This is a genomic window from Rufibacter ruber, from assembly GCF_014138425.1.
Classification (GTDB): Bacteria; Bacteroidota; Bacteroidia; order Cytophagales; family Hymenobacteraceae; genus Nibribacter; species Nibribacter ruber_C.
The window spans coordinates 15374-36903 of record NZ_JACJIQ010000030.1 but is presented as its reverse complement, the minus strand read 5'-3'; the positions used below and the strand labels follow the sequence as shown (position 1 = coordinate 36903).

18 protein-coding genes are annotated in these 21530 nt (G+C 53.6%); 11 read left to right on the top strand and 7 right to left on the bottom strand.

The features are described from left to right. On the bottom strand, positions 1-224 hold a 224-nt coding region (locus FHS90_RS21620; protein WP_182513509.1), incomplete at its 3' end, for a hypothetical protein. Positions 225-521: 297 nt separating this feature from the next. Further along, positions 522-2081 carry a serine hydrolase gene (locus tag FHS90_RS21615; RefSeq protein WP_182514534.1) on the bottom strand — a complete coding sequence of 520 codons (1560 nt, stop codon included), beginning with the start codon at positions 2079-2081 and terminating at the stop codon, positions 522-524. A gap of 327 nt (positions 2082-2408) precedes the next feature. On the opposite strand from FHS90_RS21615, the gene ruvX reads away from it, so the two are divergent. Both ruvX and def read left to right on the top strand, forming a co-directional pair. Further along, positions 2409-2828: a Holliday junction resolvase RuvX gene (ruvX, locus tag FHS90_RS21610; protein ID WP_066829370.1), complete on the top strand. Its 420-nt coding sequence runs from the start codon at positions 2409-2411 to the stop codon at positions 2826-2828. Further along, positions 2825-3394, top strand: a complete 570-nt coding sequence (def, locus tag FHS90_RS21605) for a peptide deformylase (RefSeq protein ID WP_182514533.1) — start codon at positions 2825-2827, stop codon at positions 3392-3394. Before ruvX ends, def begins: the two co-directional genes overlap by 4 nt. Positions 3395-3733: 339 nt before the next feature. Here def and FHS90_RS21600 read toward each other — a convergent pair whose 3' ends face one another. After that, positions 3734-4585 (bottom strand): methylated-DNA--[protein]-cysteine S-methyltransferase, encoded by an 852-nt coding sequence (locus tag FHS90_RS21600; protein ID WP_182514532.1) that lies wholly within the window; start codon positions 4583-4585, stop codon positions 3734-3736. Positions 4586-5018: 433 nt separating this feature from the next. On the opposite strand from FHS90_RS21600, the gene FHS90_RS21595 reads away from it, so the two are divergent. The 8 genes from FHS90_RS21595 (at position 5019) to FHS90_RS21560 (ending at position 16097) form a co-directional block, all read left to right on the top strand. Further along, positions 5019-7412, top strand: coding sequence for a TonB-dependent receptor (locus tag FHS90_RS21595; protein WP_182514531.1), 2394 nt, complete (start codon positions 5019-5021; stop codon positions 7410-7412). 3 nt (positions 7413-7415) lie between these two features. After that, entirely contained in the window at positions 7416-8594 is a 1179-nt protein-coding gene (locus FHS90_RS21590; protein WP_182514530.1) for a PepSY-associated TM helix domain-containing protein, read from the top strand. Positions 8595-8723: 129 nt separating this feature from the next. Beyond that, the gene (locus FHS90_RS21585; RefSeq protein ID WP_066829351.1) at positions 8724-9689 is read left to right on the top strand and encodes a zinc dependent phospholipase C family protein; all 966 of its coding nucleotides are present in this window, start codon (positions 8724-8726) and stop codon (positions 9687-9689) included. A gap of 100 nt (positions 9690-9789) precedes the next feature. Beyond that, entirely contained in the window at positions 9790-10518 is a 729-nt protein-coding gene (locus FHS90_RS21580) for a hypothetical protein (RefSeq protein ID WP_182514529.1), read from the top strand. A gap of 72 nt (positions 10519-10590) precedes the next feature. Then, the gene (locus FHS90_RS21575) at positions 10591-11307 is read left to right on the top strand and encodes a hypothetical protein (RefSeq protein ID WP_182514528.1); all 717 of its coding nucleotides are present in this window, start codon (positions 10591-10593) and stop codon (positions 11305-11307) included. A gap of 126 nt (positions 11308-11433) precedes the next feature. Next, positions 11434-13086, top strand: a complete 1653-nt coding sequence (locus FHS90_RS21570; protein WP_066829568.1) for a S41 family peptidase — start codon at positions 11434-11436, stop codon at positions 13084-13086. 1140 nt (positions 13087-14226) lie between these two features. Continuing rightward, positions 14227-15426: a homogentisate 1,2-dioxygenase gene (locus tag FHS90_RS21565; protein WP_182514527.1), complete on the top strand. Its 1200-nt coding sequence runs from the start codon at positions 14227-14229 to the stop codon at positions 15424-15426. A gap of 290 nt (positions 15427-15716) precedes the next feature. Continuing rightward, a complete protein-coding gene (locus FHS90_RS21560; protein WP_066829336.1) occupies positions 15717-16097 on the top strand; it encodes a co-chaperone GroES in 381 nt (126 codons plus the stop codon). 459 nt (positions 16098-16556) lie between these two features. Here FHS90_RS21560 and FHS90_RS21555 read toward each other — a convergent pair whose 3' ends face one another. After that, positions 16557-16904 (bottom strand): hypothetical protein, encoded by a 348-nt coding sequence (locus tag FHS90_RS21555; RefSeq protein ID WP_182514526.1) that lies wholly within the window; start codon positions 16902-16904, stop codon positions 16557-16559. A 98-nt stretch (positions 16905-17002) separates the two neighbouring features. On the opposite strand from FHS90_RS21555, the gene hemN reads away from it, so the two are divergent. Then, positions 17003-18400: an oxygen-independent coproporphyrinogen III oxidase gene (gene hemN, locus FHS90_RS21550; protein ID WP_182514525.1), complete on the top strand. Its 1398-nt coding sequence runs from the start codon at positions 17003-17005 to the stop codon at positions 18398-18400. Positions 18401-18625: 225 nt separating this feature from the next. Here hemN and FHS90_RS21545 read toward each other — a convergent pair whose 3' ends face one another. The 3 genes from FHS90_RS21545 to FHS90_RS21535 form a co-directional block, all read right to left on the bottom strand. Then, the gene (locus FHS90_RS21545) at positions 18626-19153 is read right to left on the bottom strand and encodes a CopD family protein (RefSeq protein ID WP_182514524.1); all 528 of its coding nucleotides are present in this window, start codon (positions 19151-19153) and stop codon (positions 18626-18628) included. A 133-nt stretch (positions 19154-19286) separates the two neighbouring features. Beyond that, positions 19287-19913: a hypothetical protein gene (locus FHS90_RS21540; RefSeq protein WP_066829326.1), complete on the bottom strand. Its 627-nt coding sequence runs from the start codon at positions 19911-19913 to the stop codon at positions 19287-19289. Between the two features lie 5 nt (positions 19914-19918). After that, a complete protein-coding gene (locus tag FHS90_RS21535) occupies positions 19919-20731 on the bottom strand; it encodes a metallophosphoesterase family protein (protein ID WP_182514523.1) in 813 nt (270 codons plus the stop codon). Between the last annotated feature and the right edge of the window lie 799 nt (positions 20732-21530).

Sequence of the window (21530 nt, the reverse complement as noted above, 5' to 3'; positions counted from 1 at the left end):
TGCACGATCACCGTCAGGCCGTTGGGCAGCACGTACTTCTCGTAGGGGATCACCAGCTCGCCGCCCTTCCTGGTGACCTTCTCCACCAGCCGGGGGCCCTGCTGGGACTTGGCGGCGGCGGTGGTCTTCTTCACGGGCGTGGCCGCCTTCTTGGCCGTCTGCGCCTGGGCCTGCGTCAGCAGCGCCGCCGCCAGCAGTACCGCCAGTGTACTCTTCTTTGACATAAGTAGTTTGTTTAAAGGAATGTTAGTGTTGGGTGATTGGTAGTATAATACTAATGAATAATCCTGAGAAAATAAACAACTGGTAGTTTGTTCCCTGAAAAACAACCTGACAGGCGCTAGTAGTCTGTTTATGAATCAATTGGTTTGAAATTGCGCCTAAGTTTCAGAAGAACCCTTACCCCTCCGGTCTGGTTCCTGACTTTGGGATAATTCCAATAAAATTATAGGATGCGAAAGTGGTGTAACTGCGTTTTCGGCCTGTTTTTCAAAAAATAGGCCGAAAACGCAGCGGAGGTTCTACTTTACCCGCTTAAACTCCAGCTCAGAAAAATGGAAGTCTGGGTTGTTGGCATCTAGCCGCATCTCGGCCACAGCACCGTCTTTCCCCGGCAGAAACCGCACCCGCGTAGGCGTCAACAGCGCGAAGTCATTTTTCCAGTCCAAATCAAAGATATCGCCTTTCCAGAGGGACAATTCACCGCCTAGTGCTGGGGCCGGCACCAAATCCAGCACCAGTTTACCGTTCTGCAGGCGAATCACGGCGTCGCCGTACAAGGGGCTGCGGTAGGTGCCCACGTAGTCATTCAGGTCGCGGAGTAGCTTCGCTTTGGCGGCTTTCTCCTTCGGCTTTTTAGCGGCGGCGGCTTCCTGTTGCTTCTTGAACTTGGCGGCCATGTCCAGGTTGAACTGGCTCCAGTCGCGGCCGTTTTTGATGCCCAGGAATTGGTCAACGGTGTAGGTGGCAATAGGCGCCATGATGCTGCTCATGCTGTTGGTAAGAATCACAATACCTAATTTTTCTTCGGGCACCAGCACGGTGCGACTGTTCATGCCTTCGTGGCCGCCGCCGTGGGCAATGATTTTACGGCCTTCGTAGTCATTGAGCATCCAGCCCAGCCCGGCCCCGGAGAAATGGGTGGTGGGGTTGATTTCTTCGGCCTGGGGCGGAATAGGGAAGGGGTTGTGCATGGTCCACATCTGGTGGCTGGCAGCTTCAGAGAAGATGCGTTTGCCGTTGTACGTGCCGCGGTTCAGTTGCAGGCGTACCCATTGCGCGTGCTGGAGGGCGCTGGTGAAAATACCGGCGGCGGGGTTCCAATTGTCCCAGGCGGTGAGCACGGTGGGCACAGGTTTGCCGCCTTCCTGGGCGGGGTTGGCGTGCGGGGTGGCTACGTTGGTTATGCCTTTTAATTGGTTTACGCTGGTGTACGAACGGGTCATGCCCAGTGGCCCGAAGAAGCGTTCTTGAATAAACTGCTCCCAGGTTTTGCCAGACACGGCCTCAATGACTTCGCCGGCGGCGATGAACATGAGGTTGGAATAGCCGTAGCCGCTCCTGAAACTGTAAGTAGGCTCCAGGTACTTGGCACGCTGCAGAATCTCTTTGCGGGTGTAGGTGGTGTTGTACCAGAGCAAATCACCGGAGTAGGTCTGGAAACCGGCGCGGTGGCTCAAGAGGTCTTTGATGTTGAGCTGCTGGGTCACGTACGGGCTGTAGAGCTGCAGGTACGGCAGATATTTGGTCACCGGGTCATCCCAATTGAGTTTGCCTTCGTCTACCAGAATGCCCAGCGCGGCGGCGGTGTACGCCTTGGAGTTGGAGGCAATCCCGAAGACGGTGTTCGCGTCAACCGCGCCGCCTTTCTGCGCATCCAGCACGCCGTAGCCTTTGGCGAAAATCACCGAGTCGTTCTTCACAATGGCAATGGCCATGCCGGGAACATTCCAGTCTTTGAGCGCTTTCTGGTAATAGGCGTCCAGTTTCTGCAGATCGGCCTGGGCCGAAACGTGGAAAGAACAAATCCAGAGCAGGAAAACAAGGAAAGGAAACCGGCGGAAAGACGGGCAAACGTTCATACAGCAGCGTAAGTGAGCATCAAATTTCATGGGAAGGTACAAAAAAGTCTTCGGCAGTGAAACGCCGTAGCCTCTAAAAAGAGCGGTTTCCCGAATAATGCGCTAACTTTGTGCCGCTTCCGGAGCAGATTAGCTGGAAGTAAGGGCAATAGAGGTACAATATCTTTTGTCATCCTGAAAGGAACTTGTGGGCAAACTAGAAAGGCCGTACATTTCTGTTGCTGCCGTTCGCTACCAAGACCTTTTCCCGGTGACGGAAAGTTGTCGACTTATTTAGCTTGCTGTTTTCGGGCTATTTTCCGTAAAACAGGTCAAAAACAGAAACGCATGGGTAGAATTATGGCCATTGATTACGGTGTGAAACGGGTGGGGCTGGCCGTGACCGACCCGCTGCAGCTCATTGCCAGCGCCCTGGACACCGTGCACGCGCAAGACGTGCTGGCGTTTCTGCAGAGCTACACCCAGAAAGAGGAGGTGGACGAATTTGTGGTGGGCATGCCCAAGCACCTGGACGGGAACGACACCAACAACACCCAGCACGTGGTGGGGTTCGTGCGGAAGCTGCAGAAACAGTTCCCCGGCAAAAAAGTCGTGACCCATGATGAACGCTTCACCTCCAGAATGGCGTTCCAGACTATGATAGACGTGGGGCTGGGCAAGAAAGCCCGCGCCAACAAAGAAACCGTGGACAAGATTAGCGCCACCATTATTTTACAGAGTTATTTAGAGAGCAGACAATACCTATGATTTACCCTATTGTTGCCTACGGCGATGCGGTGCTGCGCACCAAAGCCACAGACATTCCGCAGGATTATCCGGAGCTGGGCAAGCTCATTGAAGACATGTTTGAGACCATGTACCACGCCCACGGCGTGGGGCTGGCCGCCCCCCAGATTGGCAAGAGCATCCGGCTGTTCGTGATTGACTCCAAGCCGTTCATGGAAGAGGGCGAGGAAGAAAAAGGCGTGAAGAAAGCGTTCATCAACCCTGTTATTCTGGAAGAGTCCGGAGAGGAGTGGGGCTTTGACGAAGGTTGCCTGAGCATACCCGGCGTGCGCGAGGAAGTGTGGCGTCAGGAGCGCATCAAAATCAAGTACTATGACCTGGACGGCAAAGAGTACATTGAGGAATACGACGACCTCACCGCCCGCGTCATTCAGCACGAGTATGACCACATTGAAGGCATTCTCTTCACCGATCACCTGTCTGCCCTGAAGAAGCGCTTGATTAAAGGCAAACTCACCAAAATTTCCAAAGGCGACGTAGACGCTGATTACCGCATGAAGTTCGCCGGGGTTACTGGCAGAAGGTAAGGTTGCCTGCGATTGTGAAGAAGTTGAAACCTCACAGGTCTCCAAGACCTGTGAGGTTTTTGCGTTTTGAGCCTGTTTTGGCCAAAACAGGCTCAAAACGACTTGTGACCTTGCGTTAACATGAAATAGGCCTCTGCTGTTCACAGGGATTCTCCCCTTGAAGGGAGTTGGGGTGTTTACACCTGCTGATCATAGCGTTTTTAAGGTGTAGAAGTCACTTATGCACCATAGAAAAGAAATTCTCACAGAATCTGGGGAAGATCTTCTGCCGTGCTGTTCTGGATAGTCATAAAGATAAAGTCCTCAATAGACTGGCGATGAAAAGAACACGGCACGTATTTACAACGCTAACCCATCTGCTTGCGCCGCTTCCCAGCCAATAATGGCTGTTTTGCGGTCTGGTCCCCACATATAGCCGCCAAACACGCCGCTGGACTGGATCACGCGGTGGCAGGGAATGAGAAACGCCACCGGGTTGCTGCCAATGGCCGTGCCCACCGCCCTAGAGGCTTTGGCATGGTTGATTTGCTGAGCGATGCTGCCGTAGGTGCACAGGTTACCCATAGGGATTTTCAGGAGCGCCTCCCATACTTTCAACTGGAACTCGGTGCCTTTGAGGTGCAGCTTTACCTGGGGCAGCTGGCGCCAGTCATGCGTGAAAATCTGCAGGGCGTTCTGCTGCAAAACATCGGCCGCGGCCGAAAACTGGGCTCTGGGGAACTGCTGCTGTAAGGCCGCAAAGGCAACTGGTTCTTCTTCGGCGAACGCCATGTAGCAAACCCCTTTGGGCGTGGAGGCCACCAGAATTTGCCCAAACGGGCTTTGCGCGAAGCTGTAGTTGATGCGCAGGTGCTCGCCGCCGTTTTTGAACTCACCGGGTGTCATGCCCTCTATTTTCACAAACAGGTCATGGAGCCGGCTGGTGCCGGAAAGTCCGGTCTCGGTTACGGCGTCAAACAGCGTGGCTTCTTTGGCTTTCAACACCTGCTTGGCGTGGGCCAGGCTTACGTACTGCAGAAATTTCTTGGGGCTCACGCCCGCCCACTCAGTGAACATGCGCTGGAAATGAAATGGGCTCATGTGCACCTTCTCCGCGAGCTCCTCCAGACTGGGTTGCTGCCTGAAATTCTGCCTGATATGCCCAATGGCCTCGGCTATTCTGTGGTAGTTGCGTTGCGCTTGCTCTGTCATGGCACTTCAAGTTAAGTCCTGCAAAGGTAGAACGCCACCCCGCCACCCAAAACCCGAAACTTGCGGAGTTCCGTTTCCGACCTGTTTTCCGGAAAACAGGCCGGAAACGGAAAAATCTGCTAGTTGTCCTCTGCTTATAAAAATCAGTTGAAAGAAGCTTAGGAGAACCTCATTCTATTCGCGAAAACGCTTTTTCTGTTTCCGGGCTGTTTTGGTCAAAACAGCCCGGAAACAGAAACTCCTCCACTTGCAGGTTCAGGCTTAAATTGAATCTTGTCTTGAAGTATGCTGATTTTCAAATATTTGAGGTTTGTGTTGCTGTGGGGCTTAAGGTGAGACTTCTGATTATTTAAAATAATTCTAAATAAACGCTTGCCTGATAAAAGTTCAGCTCCTTTCTTTGCTTCGTTATTTTTAATTAATCTAAATAAATATGAAGCATACGTTACATACTTTACTTTTATTGTTCCTTTTCAGCCTGCCTGGGGTGGCGCAACGGGGAGTGACGCTGAAAGGGCGGGTGACCACCTCAGACGGCCAACCCGCCGAATTGGTGTCGGTGGGTTTGAAAGGCACCAGTGTGGGCACGTCTACCAACGCCAGCGGCAATTTCCAATTGGTTCGGGTGAAACCCGGGAGTTATGTTTTGGTGGTGAACGCCATCGGGCTGAAAAGCCAGGAAATGAGCATTGAAGTAGGGAGCCAAGACCTCAACAACCTTGACTTTGTGTTGCAGGAAGACGCCGCCCAACTGCAGGAAGTATTGGTGGCCGCCAACCGGAACACCTATAAAGTAGAAGCCCCGTCCAGCACGCTGCGCTCAACTACGCCCTTGATTGAAACGCCGCAGAACATACAAGTGATCACCAGCGAGTTGGTGCAGGACCAGCAGGTGTTTGACATGCTGGAGGGTGTTTCAAGAAACGTGAGCGGCGTCACCAAACTGGAGCACTGGGACAATTACGCCCGCCTGAACATGCGCGGTGCCCGCATTGCCCCGTTCCGGAACGGCATGAACGTGCAGTCTACCTGGGGGCCGCTGGCCGAAGACATGTCAATGGTGGAGCGCATTGAGTTTGTGAAAGGCCCGGCCGGTTTCATGATGTCGAACGGCGAGCCCAGCGGGTTCTACAACGTGGTCACCAAGAAACCGACGGGCATTACCAAAGGCGCTGCCTCTTTCACCGTGGGCAGCTATGACACTTACCGCGCCACCACTGACCTGGACGGCAAGCTGACCCAAGACGGAAAACTGCTCTACCGCCTCAACCTCATGGCGCAGAACAAAGGCTCGCACCGGCCGCATGAGTACAACAACCGCTACACCATCGCTCCTGTGCTCAAGTACCAGCTAGACGACCGCACGTCGCTGACTCTGGAATACACCTACCAGTATGCACAGATGTCTGTGCTGGGGGCCAATTACGTGTTCTCGCCTAACCGCTACGCAGATTTGCCGGTAGATTACAGCACCACCAACGCCAGCCTGGACCCTACCGTGGTACATGACCACAGCACCTTCGCGATACTGGAGCACCAACTCAACCCTAACTGGAAAATTACCGGGCAGCTGGCGTACTTCAATTCGCAGCAGGAGGGAAGCTCCCTGTGGCCGGCCTCGGTGTACAACCCGGATTGGACCATCAAAACCCCAGCATTAGACGCAGCGGGCAATCTGCAGCGCGGTGTCAGCATCTGGGACGCCGCCAACGTGGGCAAGTTCGGGCAGTTCTTCGTGAACGGCGAAGTCACCACCGGTTTCATCACCCACCGCCTGCTGGGCGGTCTGGACCTGGGCACCAAAGAATACCTGGCCGATTGGGGGCAGAGCTTTATGCTGGGCGGCGTGTACAACATTTACACAGACCTCGTTCCGGCCACGGTAGAACTGCCTACATTTAACCGCAGCAAAAGCCTTCGGCAGCGGGCCGGGTCTAATATTCTGGACCAGACCTTTACCGGTATCTACGTGCAAGACGAGCTGGGCTTTTTTGAAAACCGCGTGCGCCTTACCCTGGCGGGCCGTTACACCAGCGTAGAGGAATCAAGCTACGGCACGGTGGCCAAGGCCGATAAATTCTCGCCCCGCATTGGCTTGAGCGGCTCTATCACGGACCAAACCTCAGTGTACGCGTTGTATGACCAGGCCTTTGTTCCGCAGAGCGCCAATACCATTGACAACAAGAACGTAGGGCCCATTACCGGCAATAACCTGGAGGTAGGGTTCAAGCGCGACTGGAACAATGGCCGTTGGAATACCACCCTTTCGGCGTACCGCATCACCAAGAACAACCAGGCGCAGGCCGCCGGTACCACTGCGCAGGGCGTCACCTATTACGCGGCGCTGGGGCAAACCCGTACGCAGGGCGTGGAACTGGACGTGCGCGGCGAACTGCTGCCCAACCTCAACCTCACCGTGAATTATGCTTACACCAATTCAGAAATCACCAAAGACGCCGTGGCCGAAAACGTGGGCGATGCTGTGCCCGGTGCTACCAAGCACATACAGAACGCGTGGCTGGCGTACCGTATGCCGGAGAACTTGCTGAAAGGATTGGGGCTCTCCCTGGGCTACCAATGGCAGGTGGACCGTTCTTCGTGGTTTGTGTTTGACGGCACAGAAAGCTCTCTGCCAGATTATTTCAGGCTAGACGGGGCGCTTTCCTGGCAGAGCGACAAATTCAGCGTGGGCTTGAACGTGAACAACCTGCTGGACAAATATCTATACTCCGGAGGCCCCATGGATTTAGGCGCACCCGCACGCAGCTACTACTGGCAGTCTGAAGCGCCCAGAAACTATCGTTTCACCGTTGGATACCGCTTTTAGCCTATGACATTCAAGAAACTCATAGGAAAACTTCACCTCTGGCTCGGATTCATATCCGGGCTATTGGTGCTTTTTCTGGGCCTTACCGGCTGCATCTTGGCCTACCAGCGCGAAATTGAGGATGCCACCCAGGGCTACCGCTACGTAGAACCGCGCCCGCAGGCATACCTGCCGCCCACCCAACTGCGCCAATTCGCTGACCAGGCTTTGCCCGGCAAGCACATACACAGCCTTAGCTACGCCCACGGCAAGGCCAGCCAGGCGGTGTACTTCAGCTTTGACCCGGAGTACTATTATATTGTGTATCTAGACCCGTACACGGGGCAGGTGCTCAAAAACAAAGACATGAGCCAGGATTTCTTCCGGTTCATCATCAACGGGCATTATTACCTGTGGCTTCCGCCCAATGTGGGGCAACCTATTTTGGCCAGTGCTACCCTCATTTTCGTGTTCATGCTTATTTCTGGTATTGTGCTGTGGTGGCCCAAGAATAAAGCGGCCCGCAAACAGCGCTTCACCATTAAATGGAATGCCAAATGGCGGCGCGTGAACTATGATGCGCACAACGTGGTGGGCTTCTATGTGTCTTGGGTAGCCATCTTTTTAGCCTTAACGGGATTGGTGATGGGGTTCAAGTGGTTTGCCGGCTCGGTCTATTGGGCCGCCTCCGGCGGAAAGCAGCTGGTGGAATTCTACGAACCGCTTTCCCAGGTGCCGGCCGGAGTGAAAACGGCCAACATGCCGGCGGTGGATAAACTCTGGCTCCAGAAAATACAGACCGTAGATTTAGCCACCGGCCAGCTGGAAATGCACTTCCCAGAAACGCCCGCCTCTTCCATTGAAACCGCTTACAACCCAGACCCCAGCACCTACTGGAAGACAGATTACCAGTATTATGACCAGCACAGCCTTCAGGAGCTGTCTGTGACGCACCAGTACGGTCGGTTCAAAGGCGCCAGCGTGGCTGACAAAATCATGCGCATGAACTATGACATTCACGTGGGGGCCATTGGCGGCCTGGCCGGGAAAACCATCGCCTTCTTCGCCAGCCTCTTTGCCGCCAGCCTGCCTGTGACCGGTTTCCTGATTTGGTGGGGCCGCCGGAAGAAAAGCAAAAAGAATGGTCAACCGGCTCCAGCCGAAAGAACACGCACAAAAGCGAAAGAACTGGTCAGGCCGTAACGATAGAAATAGATAAAAGAATCGCCTTGGCTGGTACCGGCCAAGGCGATTTCCGTTTTCGGCCTGTTTTCCGGAAAACAGGCCGAAAACGGAAGAACTTTCGCTTATAAGAATTTCGTATACAGGTATATGCGAAGAATTCTCCTCCTCCTCCCTTGGTTATTCCTCCTCTTAGCCCAGACCAAGGTGTTGGCGTGGGGGTTCTACGCGCACCAGCGTATAAACCGGCAGGCGGTGTTCACGCTCCCGCCGGAGATGATTGGCTTTTACAAGCAGCACCTGCCCTACATCACTGAACAGGCCGTGGCCCCAGACAAACGCCGTTACGCCGTACCCGAAGAAGGCCCGCGCCACTTCATTGACCTGGACGTGTACGGTGACAGCGCCCTCTATAAACTGCCCCGCCGGTGGGAAGACGCCGTCAAGCAATTTACCTTAGACTCGTTACAGCGGCACGGCATTGTACCGTGGCACATCGGGCTGGTGCAGTACCAACTCACCGAGGCGTTCAAGAAACATGAGGTGCAAAGAATTCTTCGGCTTTCTGCCGAACTGGGGCACTATGTAGCCGATGCCTGCGTTCCCTTGCATACCACCCGCAACTACAACGGGCAGTTCACGGGGCAACGCGGCATTCACGGGCTCTGGGAAAGCCGCCTGCCGGAACTTTGGAGCCAGGAATATGATTTCTTTCTAGGTCAGCCCCAGTATCTGGAAAGCCCCAGCCGCACCGCCTGGGAGATTGTGGCCCGGTCGCATGCCGCGCTGGATTCTGTCTTTACCGTGGAAAGACAACTCACCCAAACCTTCCCGGAGGACAAGAAATACAGCCTGGAGGAGCGCGGCACCAGCACCGTGAACGTGTACTCCCGGGAGTTCAGCCAAGCCTACCACCGGGGGCTGCACGGGCAGGTGGAGCGGCAGATGCGGTACGCCACCCACCTGGTGGCCAGTTACTGGTACACCGCCTGGGTAGACGCCGGCCAGCCTGATCTGCGCAACCTGGCCCCGCTCACGCCGCAGCAGAAACAGCAGCTGGAGGCAGAAAAGCCCTCTTTTGAAGTGGGTGAACATGATGAACGGGGGCACGGGTAAAAACTGTTTTGGCGCTGGTTTGTGAAAATCAGGCGAAAAACGCATCTTGTAAGAAAGCAAGTATTTGGTAGTGTCTCTGGTATACCTAAACAAAAGGCCTATGCGACTGAAAGAGATCTTTGACTTTGATACGTGTATGATCACGCTGGGCCTGGCTACGCTGGTGGTGCAGTGGCGCTGGCAAGAGACAGACGCCTCAGAAAAGAGTCTGGTACCAGAGAACCTGAAAATTGCCGGGCAGGTGATAGAGCAGCCGGTAGCGCCTGAGTGGGAGATTACCTTCCCGGAGGGCTCCCCTTATCAACGCCTACAGACACCCGCCGGCCTCAGGTACAACCCGTTTCTGGAGGTCCGTAATATTTCCATCGGCTTTGCCGGAAACTATAACTGGGCAGACAAGGAGCGGGCACTGGATGCACTTTTGGCGCAGCACGCGGGCAAAGACTACCTGTTTGTGTTGCAGCAGCAGGTGGCGAATGAAATGCTGCGGCGTGAGCTGTTCTTCCACTACTACCAGGACCCCACTGATGAGAATATGTTGGAGGGCATTGCCTTTTATACTGAACTGCTGATAGAAGCCAGGTCTGAAGACACCAAACTGCTGTATATGTGCCTGAGGGTATTGCAGAACCACTGGCCCAAAGAGAAGAAAGCCAGGGTGGCCGGCCTCACGCTGGAGCGGGTGGCAGAGAGAAATAAAGCTTCGGCCCCAGATACCACTACTGCCCCAGGGTATTACCGGCAGGTGTACGCCCGGGAGTTGGCCCGGGTGGGAGGGGTGAACCCCCTGCTGGCGAATCATTCCCAAAGTTTGGCCGTTTCCAGATAGATAGTTAACTAGTAGTCTTGTTTAAGCAGAAGCCCCAAAGGCGGCTTCCTTTGATTATTTCTGAAGGGATACATGAAATTGAAATTAGGTAAAAGCACCACATACTCCATCTTGTTCTGCAGCCTGCTGGGGCTGAGTTCCTGTGAGAAAATACTACGGGATATGGCCACCAAAGAAACCCCTGGCCAGGTGGCCCAGGCTGATACGGCGCAAACGGCCACAGCTCCCGCTGAACCAGCCAGGCCCAAAGAGCCGGAGTTTGAGCTTACGTTTCCTGAAAACTCCCCGTACAAAGATCTGGCCGCCCCCAAAGAGGCCAAAACCAATCCTTTTACTGAGGTGCAGCGCATTGCTGAGCAGTATGAGGGAAACCCCAACTGGGCTGACAAGCACGCTGACCTGAACGGGTTGCTGCTGCAGAGCAAAGGCAAAGACTATTACCCCATACTGCAGCAGCAGGCGGCCAATGAGATGCTGCGGCATGAGCTGTTCCCCCATTATTACCAGGACCAGAACAACGTTAGAATGCTGAATGCCATTGGTCTGTATACAGAGCATCTGCTGGAGGCTAAGACAGAAGACTCAGAACTGGTGTACAAGTGCCTGCGGGCGCTGCAGGGCCACTGGCCAGAAGACAGGCTGGCAGCCGCGGCGCGGGTAACAGCAGAGCGGGCCCTGGCGCGGCCCATTACCTCGGCGGCAGACACCACCACCCGCAACGGGAGCTACCGCCAAATCTATGCCCGCGAGCTGAAAAAGATGGCCAAAAAACTCAATGGAGAGTCTTAGGGAGAAAGCAACTTTTCTGCGGGTAGATTTGTATTATAGATAGGGAAGCCTTTGCAGATGTTTGCCTGTTTGAAATGGTAATTGCACTGGAAGAGGTGTTGAATAAAATAGCACGAAAGATATAAAATGGCAGGACAGACAGAGAATCAAAAAATAAAGAATTCACCCAACCAGGTGCGGCTGCCTTTCTTTTTAGGGTTGGCAGTGGCGCTGGGCGTGTTGCTGGGCGCTACGTTGTTCCAACCCAGCAGTAATAATCCGCAGGGCACGGCTCGCGGCTACCTTAAGTTCAGGGAGATTTTGAGCTACATTGACCGTGAGTATGTAGACACCGTGAACACTGAGGAGCTTTCTGAGTACGCCATCAACAAAATGCTGGAGAAGCTGGACCCGCACTCGTCTTACATTCCGGCCAAAGACCTGGCACTGGCCAAGTCTTACCTGGAGAGCGACTTTGACGGCATTGGCGTGGAGTTCAATATCTTCAGGGATACGCTTTACGTGATTGCGCCTATACATGACGGGCCGTCTGAGCAGGTGGGCATACAGGCCGGTGACAAGATCATCAAGGTGAACGGAGAGAACATGGCGGGTGTGAAGCTGACCAATGAAATGGTGTTCAAAAAGCTGCGCGGGCCAAGAAACTCAAAAGTGAACTTAACCGTGCTTCGCCGGAACGAGAGCAAGCCGCTCCAGTTCTCAGTGACCCGTAAGAAAATACCGTCTGTGTCTGTAGACGCGGGCTACATGGTAGATGACCACACCGGTTACATCAAAGTGAGCCGCTTCTCTAACGGCACCTATGACGAGTTTAAAAACAAGCTTTCCGCCCTGCGCAAGCAAGGGCTGCAGCGCCTGATCCTGGATTTGCGCGACAACCCGGGCGGGTATCTGGACCACGCCACCCGCATGGCAGATGAGTTCCTGGCGGGCAACAAGAAACTGGTGTACACAGACGGCAAAGGCACCAAGTATGACGCAGATTATTACGCCCGCCAGAAAGGCGACTTTGAGAGTGGTGAGCTGATCGTGCTCATCAACGAAGGCAGCGCGTCTGCCTCTGAGATTCTGGCGGGAGCCCTGCAAGACCATGACCGGGCCTTGATTGTGGGCCGCCGCTCGTTTGGCAAAGGGCTGGTGCAGGTGCCCATCTCGCTGAGTGACGGGTCTGAGCTTAGGTTGACCATTTCACGGTACTACACCCCCAGCGGGCGTTCCATCCAGAAACCGTATGACCCAGACTCGTCTAACCAGTATGAGAATGACATTCTGAACCGCTACAAACACGGTGAGTTCTTTAGCCAGGACAGCATCAAGTTTGACGAGAACCTGAAGTACAAGACCGCCAAAGGGCGTACCGTGTACGGTGGCGGCGGCATCATGCCAGACGTGTTTGTACCCCAGGACACCCTGGACAACACTGAGTTGTTAACTGAGCTGTACCGCAGCAACCTCTTGCGCGAGTATGCCATGAACTACTCCCGTGACCATAAGAAACAGCTGGACAACATGTCTCTGGCAGAGTTTAAAGCCAACTTCAAAATCACAGATGCCATGTTCCAGGGCCTGCTTTCAGAGGCGAAACGGTCAGGGATCAAGGTGAAGGAGGCAGACCTGAAGCGCTCAGAGAAAACCATCAGGAACAACCTGAAAGCCTTCATTGCCCGTAACCGGTACCAGGCCGAAGGTTTTTATCCGGTGCTGAACGAGAATGACCCTGATTTCCAGCGGGCCCTTGGGCTGTTTGGGCAGGCCCGGCAGTTGAGCCTGGGAAAATAACCGTAAAAAGCGTGGCAGGAGACAAACCTGCCACGCTTTTTTGTTTCTATCCTTCGGCCGCGCCGAACGCTGTTTTTGGCCTGTTTTTGGGAAAATAGGCCAAAAACGCGAAAAAGGTGTTCCTTCTCCACCAGGGGAGAAGGTTAGGATGAGGGGGCGAGACAGATGAAGTGATAATGGTTGAAGTTTTTGGCAAAGACGCTCGCAGGTGCTGCGCACGCTACGAGGTCTTTTGAAATGGCTGCTGGTTTATTGTTGATGGTTTATGTGATCGCTGGCGCGAGTTTGCAGCTCGTGCCCACTTATGCTGTATCCAAACTCGTTGGGAACTGTGAGAAGATTGGCAATGCGTAAAACCCACCCCGACCTCTCAGAGGAGGGAATTATCTGCTTGAGTTATAAGTCACGGAAGTAACTTCCGCGCCATTGCAAAGAATGATAAAGAAGGAATTGGCTCACAAGTAAAGCTCTTCCATCCGCTGTGCGTTTCCGGGCTACTTTCATGAAAACAGGCCGGAAACGCAGAATCTACTTAGCCTATCCTGCGGGAGCGGGCAACGCAGTGGCGCCAGGCACGCAGGCGCTTAGCGGGAGCAAGCAGGAACGGTTCAAGCCCGTAATGGCTACTATAGCGATGGAACAGATAGCATCAGCCAGAGGCGAAGTTTAATGAAGCCTCACAGTCTGAGCGGCAGCGAGTTCTTCCCTTCTTGATTCTTTTGTTATGTTGAGCATCAAGGATCAACGTGACAAACAGGAATAGAAAGTAATTCAGCCAGAGGTTTATTAAATAAAGCAGCGGGAGCAAAGGCAGTTTAGGTGGTTGGTGAGAACACGCAACAACGGTGGGGGGGAAGGCGGAAAGAACATTTACCCGCAATGCGTAAGAGATAAGGCACTGCCTGGTCTCTAGGTATGGTATTACTGAATCGCCGTGACCTATTTCTTACATGAGGAATTTTCCACCTTAAGAGATTTGGCGTATTTTAGTCTAAAAGAGAAAAATCTTCTGCAAAGCATAAGCAAAGGCTTCTGTTTTCGGGTTAATTTCTGAAAAACAGGCCAGAAACGGCTTTAAAAGAAACAGCACATTATCCTTATTCACTCATTCACTCCATCACGCATTTACGCATTGAAAAAATGGCATACTATCATAGACTAGGCAACATTCCCAAGAAGCGGCACACGCAGTTCAGGAAACCAGACGGCACCCTGTACCATGAGCAGCTGGTGGGCACGCTGGGCTTTTCAGGCGTCTCCTCTTTGCTGTACCACAACCACCCGCCCACCCGTATCACCCGCATTGGTGAGCCCGTGCCGTACGGGCCGGTAAAGTCAGATGTGCCCTTGGCGCCCTACCACCTGCGGCCTTTCAAAGGCGAGAGTACCGGCCAGGATTACCTGAGTGCGCGCAAGACGGTTTTGATGAACAAAGACTGCACCATCTCCATCTGTCTTCCGCGCCAGCGCGAAATGGACTATTTCTACAAGAACGCCCTGGCAGATGAGATTGTGTTCATTCATGAAGGCTCAGGTGAGCTGCTGTCGCAGATGGGCCGCCTGGAGGTAGAGGCCGGAGATTACGTGGTGATCCCGCGCACCATTATTCACCAGTGGAAGTGGAATGATGGCCCCGTGCGCCTGCTCATCACCGAAAGTTTCAGCCCCGTAGAGACGGTGCGCCGCTACAGAAACCACTTTGGGCAGCTGCTGGAGCACAGCCCGTACTGTGAGCGGGACATCAGGCCGCCGCATGAGATTCTGGTAGATAACGCCCCCGGCGAGTATCTGGTGCAGATCAAGAAAGAGGGTTTCCTGCACCAGTATTATTATGATTTCTCCCCGCTGGACGTGGTAGGTTGGGACGGCTATTTTTACCCGTACGCCTTCTCTATTCATGACTTTGAGCCCATTACCGGCCGCATTCACCAGCCACCGCCCGTGCACCAGACCTTTGAGACGCAGGGCTTTGTGGTGTGCTCGTTCGTGCCCAGGCTGTTTGATTACCACCCGCAGGCCATTCCGGCGCCGTACAACCACTCCAATGTAGACTCAGATGAGATTCTGTACTACGTGGCGGGCAACTTCATGAGCAGGAAAGGCATTGACATTGGGTCGTTCACCATTCACCCCAGTGGCCTGCCGCACGGTCCGCACCCCGGCACCGTAGAGGCCAGCATCGGCAAGAAAGAAACCCACGAGCTGGCCGTGATGATTGACACGTTCAAGCCGCTGTACCTGACCGTAGAGGCCCTGGAGTTCCTGGACCAGAACTACCCCATGAGCTGGAACCCAGACGTGGCTCCGGCTGCGCCCAGGCCCGCAGATATGATGGATTAGCGTTTTCGGCCTGTTTTTGGAAAAACAGGCCGAAAACGGAAGTCTCTCGGGAAGAAGGACTTTTATGTATTATGGGAGACGGGAGTTTATAAACTTCCACTATGATTATCACCAGCGTAACGTGTGGTTTTCAATAGTGTAAATTTATAAACGTACCCTTTTCAACTTTCCGTTTCCCGCCTCCTTTTCCTAAAACAGCCTCAAACTAAGATCTTCAATTCTCACCACTTTCCCCAAACCTCCTCCCTTTCTTATCTTTGCGGCAGAAGTTTCAAAGAACAAATACCACCATGCCCAAAGAGAGCCACCAAAGCAAGTTGCAGAAGCTGATTGTAGTAGGAGACCGCCTGCTCATTAAACCCAAGTCACAGCGGGAGCAGACCAAGAGCGGCTTGTTTCTGCCGCCGGGCGTGCAGGAGAAAGAGAAAGTACAGGAAGGCTACGTGATGAAGGCGGGCCCCGGCTATCCCATTCCCGCCGATTACGGACTGGATGATGAGATCTGGAACCAAGACGAAAAGGAGGCCGTGCGGTACATTCCGCTGCAGGCGAAGGAGGGGGATCTGGCTATTTACCTGCAGCGTGATGCGGTGGAGATCAACTACCACGGCGAGAAGTATTTCATTGTGCCGCAGAGCGCGGTACTGCTGCTGGAGCGGGAAGAAGATTAAGCCCGCTACGCCCCGTTTAGAGCAGGTGCGGTTGGTGTGACCCTAGCAGTACCTGTGCGTTTTTGGCCTGTTTTTCAAAAAACTGGCCAAAAACAGAACTGTCCGGTTCTGTACAAAATTTGTGCAGAACCGGACAGTTCTGTTTTTACAGGTCTTGCTAACATGTTGTAAATGAGCGTGCGTAGGTCTTGGCATGGCGCTTGTACAGGGGGAGGAATTAAAGTTCAGCCACCAAGCAACCCTCAGGAGCGATTATTCATCTATAGGGCAGGTGCAGGCTGATTGGTTTGGGTAATACTGTAGTTCCACCTTATTTCTGTTGTGATGCGGTCCTTCTTGCTTTCCTCAATGCTGACGTACGGGTGTAGCGTGCTGTTCTTCCCGGTAGAGAACCTGGGTGAGGAAAAGGCCAGCCATCACCCGGCCAATGTTGCCCAGGTCACCTGGGCGTGCCGCCACTTAAAGGACCAGACCTGCCGCCGCAAGGCACAGGGAAACAGCCTCCTGCTGCAGTTGCCAACAAAGGGAGCCGGTTTTATTGCCCATGAGCTGCACTCCCTCTCCGGCAGGAGCCTGACCCACTAATTTGATCACGATGACGGTGTCTTCTATATAAAAGTATAAAAAGGGAACAGCGGCTTTTGAGCAGTGAATACCTGTAAGATTTTGTTTAATGGTTGTTTGAGGTGGCCCTTCTGGGGTCATTTCTTTTTTAACTCCGCTCGAACAAATCGCCACCTGGGGAACGCCTGTTTTCGGCCTGTTTTCAGAAAAACAGCGCCAAAACGCATTAAAGGCTTCCGCCATACATACGGGGAGCAACAATCTGCAAAACTGATGAAGATCATGCCCCTCCATGACGCGGCCTATCAATTTGGGCGGCCGCCTTGCCCCATCTTTGCACCATGGAAACGACTTTTGCCCCCAGCACCCCGTCTGTTGACTTAGTGAAGAAGTACAACGTGCCGGTGCCCAGATATACCAGCTACCCCACCGTACCCTTCTGGGGAAATGAACTTCCTAAAGAGGCAGACTGGCAACGGGTGCTTTTAAATACGTTTGAGGCCACCAACCAGCAGGAAGGCATCAGCCTGTACGTGCACCTCCCGTTCTGCGAGAGCCTTTGCACTTACTGCGGCTGCAACAAGCGCATCACTAAAAACCACGGTGTAGAGCCCATCTACCTGAAAGCAGTGCTGCAGGAATGGGACAAATACAAAGCCCTGCTGCCAGAGAAACCCGTGATCAGGGAAATTCACCTGGGCGGCGGCACCCCCACGTTCTTCAGCCCGGAAAACCTCCGGTACCTGATCAACGGTCTGTTGGCTGGCGCCGAAGTGCACCCCCACCACGAGTTCAGCTTTGAGGGGCACCCCAACAACACCACGTATGAGCACCTGCAGGCACTGTATGAGGTGGGGTTCAGACGTGTGAGCTACGGCGTACAGGATCTTTCAGAGAAGGTGCAGCGAGCAATTAACCGCCTGCAGCCGCTGGAGAACCTGGTGAGGGCCACTGAAGATGCCCGGCGCATTGGTTACACCTCTGTGAACTATGACCTCATTTACGGGCTGCCTTTCCAGACCACCCAAAGCATTGAAGATACGTTTCGGCAGGTAATCACCCTCAAGCCAGACCGCATTGCCTACTACAGCTATGCCCACGTTCCGTGGAAAGAAAAATCACAGCGGGCGTATTCTGAGGCTGATCTGCCCACTGATGCCTACAAACTGTCGCTCTACCAGCTGGGGCAGCAGATGCTCTTAGAGGCGGGGTACCAGGACGTGGGCATGGACCATTTTGCGTTTCCGGAGGAAGAGTTGTGTGTGGCCCAGCGCCAAGCCCGGTTGCACCGCAATTTCATGGGGTACACCACCACGCAGAGCCAACTCATGATTGGCCTGGGCGTCTCTGCCATCAGTGACCTGTACCGCGGCTACATCCAGAACGTGAAAACCGTAGAAGAATATTATGCCCTGCTGGCCATGGGCGAATGGCCACTCCTGAAAGGTACCTTGCTTTCAGAAACCGATGTGTGCATGCGCCGCCATATTCTGGACATTGCCTGCCAGGGCCGCACCGGCTGGAGCCAAAGCCCTGAACTGTCACTGCTGCAGGAGAAGGTATGGCCTGCGTTGGAAGAGCTGGCCGCAGACGGCCTCATTGACCTGCAGTCGGAGAGCCTGCAACTGACAGCTGTGGGCCACCGCTTCCTGCGCTCTGTCTGCGCCGCTTTTGACCTGTACCTGGTGGGTGCCCAGAAAGAGCCATCGGCGAAGCCGATGTTCAGCAAGGCGGTGTAGTCTGCTGTTTTCGGGCTGTTTTTGAGAAAACAGCCCGAAAACGCCTCACCCCTTGCCAAAGAGTAAGATATATTTTTAATACCAGATGATATGAAATATTTGAATAACATGGCTCCGGTGGGGGCCACCTGACCGGGGCGTCTTGTAGAAACCTTTTGGTGTACAGAAGGCCAGGCTATGTGGGGGGCGGAGTTGGGGCGGAGAGTTTTTCCTCCCGCGGGGCTCTTAAGCTTTCCTCAGCTTTTTATACACCATGATGGCAAGCATGAGGAGCACAGAGAGGCCTATAAAACCCAGTACGCCCCACGTGGCGTCAAGCCCGTTCTTGAGCACCACCAAAAAGACAATGCTCACCAGAAACAGAGTGGCTACCTCGTTCCAGATGCGCAGCTGGGTAGAGCTTTGCCTGATAAGTCCTTTCTGGTGCTGCTTGAAAATGCGGTGGCAGTAGAGATGGTAGGCCAACAGGCCCGCCACAAAACCAAGTTTAATCCAGAGCCAGGTAGGAATGGGGGTGTAGTAGTGCAGCAGGCTCAACCCCATGATGACGGTGAGTATTGCGCTGGGCCACGTAATGCCGTACCAGAGCCGCTTCTGCATAAGGGCAAACTGGGTCTGCAGTATTGACTTCTCCGGTTCTGGCTTCTGCTCTGTTTCAGCATAATACACAAACAGCCTGACAATGTAGAAAAGGCCGGCAAACCAGGTCACCACAAAGATGATGTGCAGGGATTTCAGGTACAGAAAGCTCATAGGTGCAGAAATAGTGAAGGGGAGCCTGTTCAGGTTCCCGCCGCAAAAATGGCTGATTGTGGGTAAGAAACCTAGCGGCCCCTTTGTGGCAGGCGTTTTGGGGCTGTTTTCAGAAAAACAGCCCCAAAACAGGCTAGAGTTTCAGCCTAAGCCCCACGGCCAGGTTGAGAATGTCTGTCACGGCAATTCCCTCATTGCGGTACTTGTCAATGATCATGACGTCACTGGTGCCCAGCTCGCCGTAGAACTCCCCGTACAGGGGGCGCTTGTTGCCTTTGAACTCCCTGCCAATGGCCGAACCAATGAACGGAAGCAGCCTGGTGGCGGTGGGCCAGAGGTAGTAGCCGTTAGGGTATTTCTTAGGGAAGAAGGTCTCAAACTGCTCCCCAATGGTCATGCTGATGCCCGCCCCAACCTTGATCCAGCTGATTTTGTAGTCCCTGAACAGCGGCTTGGGGTGTGACTGGTAGTAGATCTTAGTGGTGAAGGTGTGGTTGGTGTGCTTAATGTCATACCCCGGGGTGAAGCCGTACAGCAGCTCTACGTTGGTTCTGTCATGGCGCCCAAAGTCATAGCCCAGCCCTGCAGAAAGCAAGCCTATGAGACCCGCGTGCTGGAGTACCACATAGTCTGGGGCAAACCGGCTGTTCTTGGGCCGGTCAGCTTTGGCCGGTTGTTCAGGGGTTGGCTGGCCCTGCGCCTGCGCCAGGGGGGATACCACCAGGCAGACCAGAAGGCAAAAGGTATGGAGAGAACGCATAGCGGCTAAAAATCTATTTTTTCATAAGTTACCTGATCCCCCAGGACCGTTACCAGCACGTAGCTTCTCTTGTCAGCTGAGGCCGTGGTCACGTACAGGATGCCGTCATCATACAACTGGTCTGCCCGGTAATTGTGGGTGTGGCCGTGCAGCGATAGTTTCACGTCATACTGCCGCATTAAAAGGGAATAAGCGCGTTCTTTGTGCGGGTTGGCCTCCCCGTTGTCTGGCGAAATATGGGAAATCACAAATTTGTTAGGCGTACCGGGGGCATTCTGCAGTTCCTGCTGTAGCCAGTTTACATCAGGCACTGACTCATTGAATTCCAGGAAATTAGTGTTAAGGAAAATGAATTTGTTCTTGCCGTAGGTGAAGCTGTGGTTGAGCGGCCCGTACATGCGCTGGTACAGTTTGGGGCCTTCGCCCAGGCAGTCATGGTTGCCAATCACCGTCACGTACGGTACCTTTAGTTTGGCCAGTTCCCGGTGCATGCGCTCAAATTCATCTGTAAAGGCATAATTGGTCAGGTCACCGCCATGCAAGACAAAGGCCACGTCTCGCCGGTTGATGTCATTCACCATGTCTTTGGTTTCTGCAAAGAAGCCCTGGGTGTCAGAGATAAAGGCGAAGCGCAGGGGCGTGAGAGGGGAGAGGGAAGATTCGGTGGCTTTGATTCTTGCCACATGTTCGGCTGTCAGGTTCTTGAACTCAATGTTCCCCTCATAGGGGTGGTATTCAAAAAGATCACAACTGGAGAATGAAAGCAGAGAAAGGCTGAGAAGCCACCCACACAACAGGCGCAGGTATGTATGTTTCATGTGAATATAGGTAAAACAGAATAATTACTCCCTATACCTATTCTAGCTGATAGGGTTGTGGTTTTGTCTAAAGATGCCGCGCCGGTGCTAGCCATCCATTTCTGCAGGTTTAAACTATTTCGCCTCCTGCCTGTACTTACTCAGGAACTTCGTCTATCTTGCTACTATGGTAAAAGGTGCTTCTGTATGGTTTTGGGTATCAATGCTGTTAACAACTGGGGTAGCGTGTAAACGAATGGAAGAATCAGGGAATTCTAAAGAGCAAAATGCTGTTCATCAGGTCTCTAAGAGTGCGGCCTTGCAGAAACCCTTGCCAGTGGCTTCTCAGGAACCGGTAGCGCCTGGGCAGGTGAGGGCTGTGCTTTCAGTGCAGAAGGTGTTTCCTGAACTGGACACCGCTGGCAGTGGCCCCTGCAGCCAGGTACCTTGTAGGGTAGAGGCGCAGGTAGGGCAAGTGGTAGGCTACGGTTCTGGGGTGAATTCACCTTTGCCGGGAGGGGGCAGAATCTTTTTGTATTTCCCTATGACAGTCAGGGCCGGTGAAGGCAGTTCTGAGGTAAAAGCAGGGACAAAGCTGGAGGCAGATCTGCAAGCTCCGCTTTCTGAGGGCGCTCCCTACACAGTTAGGAGGTATAGAATCTTACATTAACCTGAATGTAGTTGACAGCAGAAGGCTACATTGATTAAAAGAGCATATTTATTTTTCAATATATAAGCGAAGAAGGGCTGCGGGAGGTTCCTGTATAGCGTGTAGCAGCCGCTACAAAGGCGATAGAAGCATGAATTCATATACTTCCCC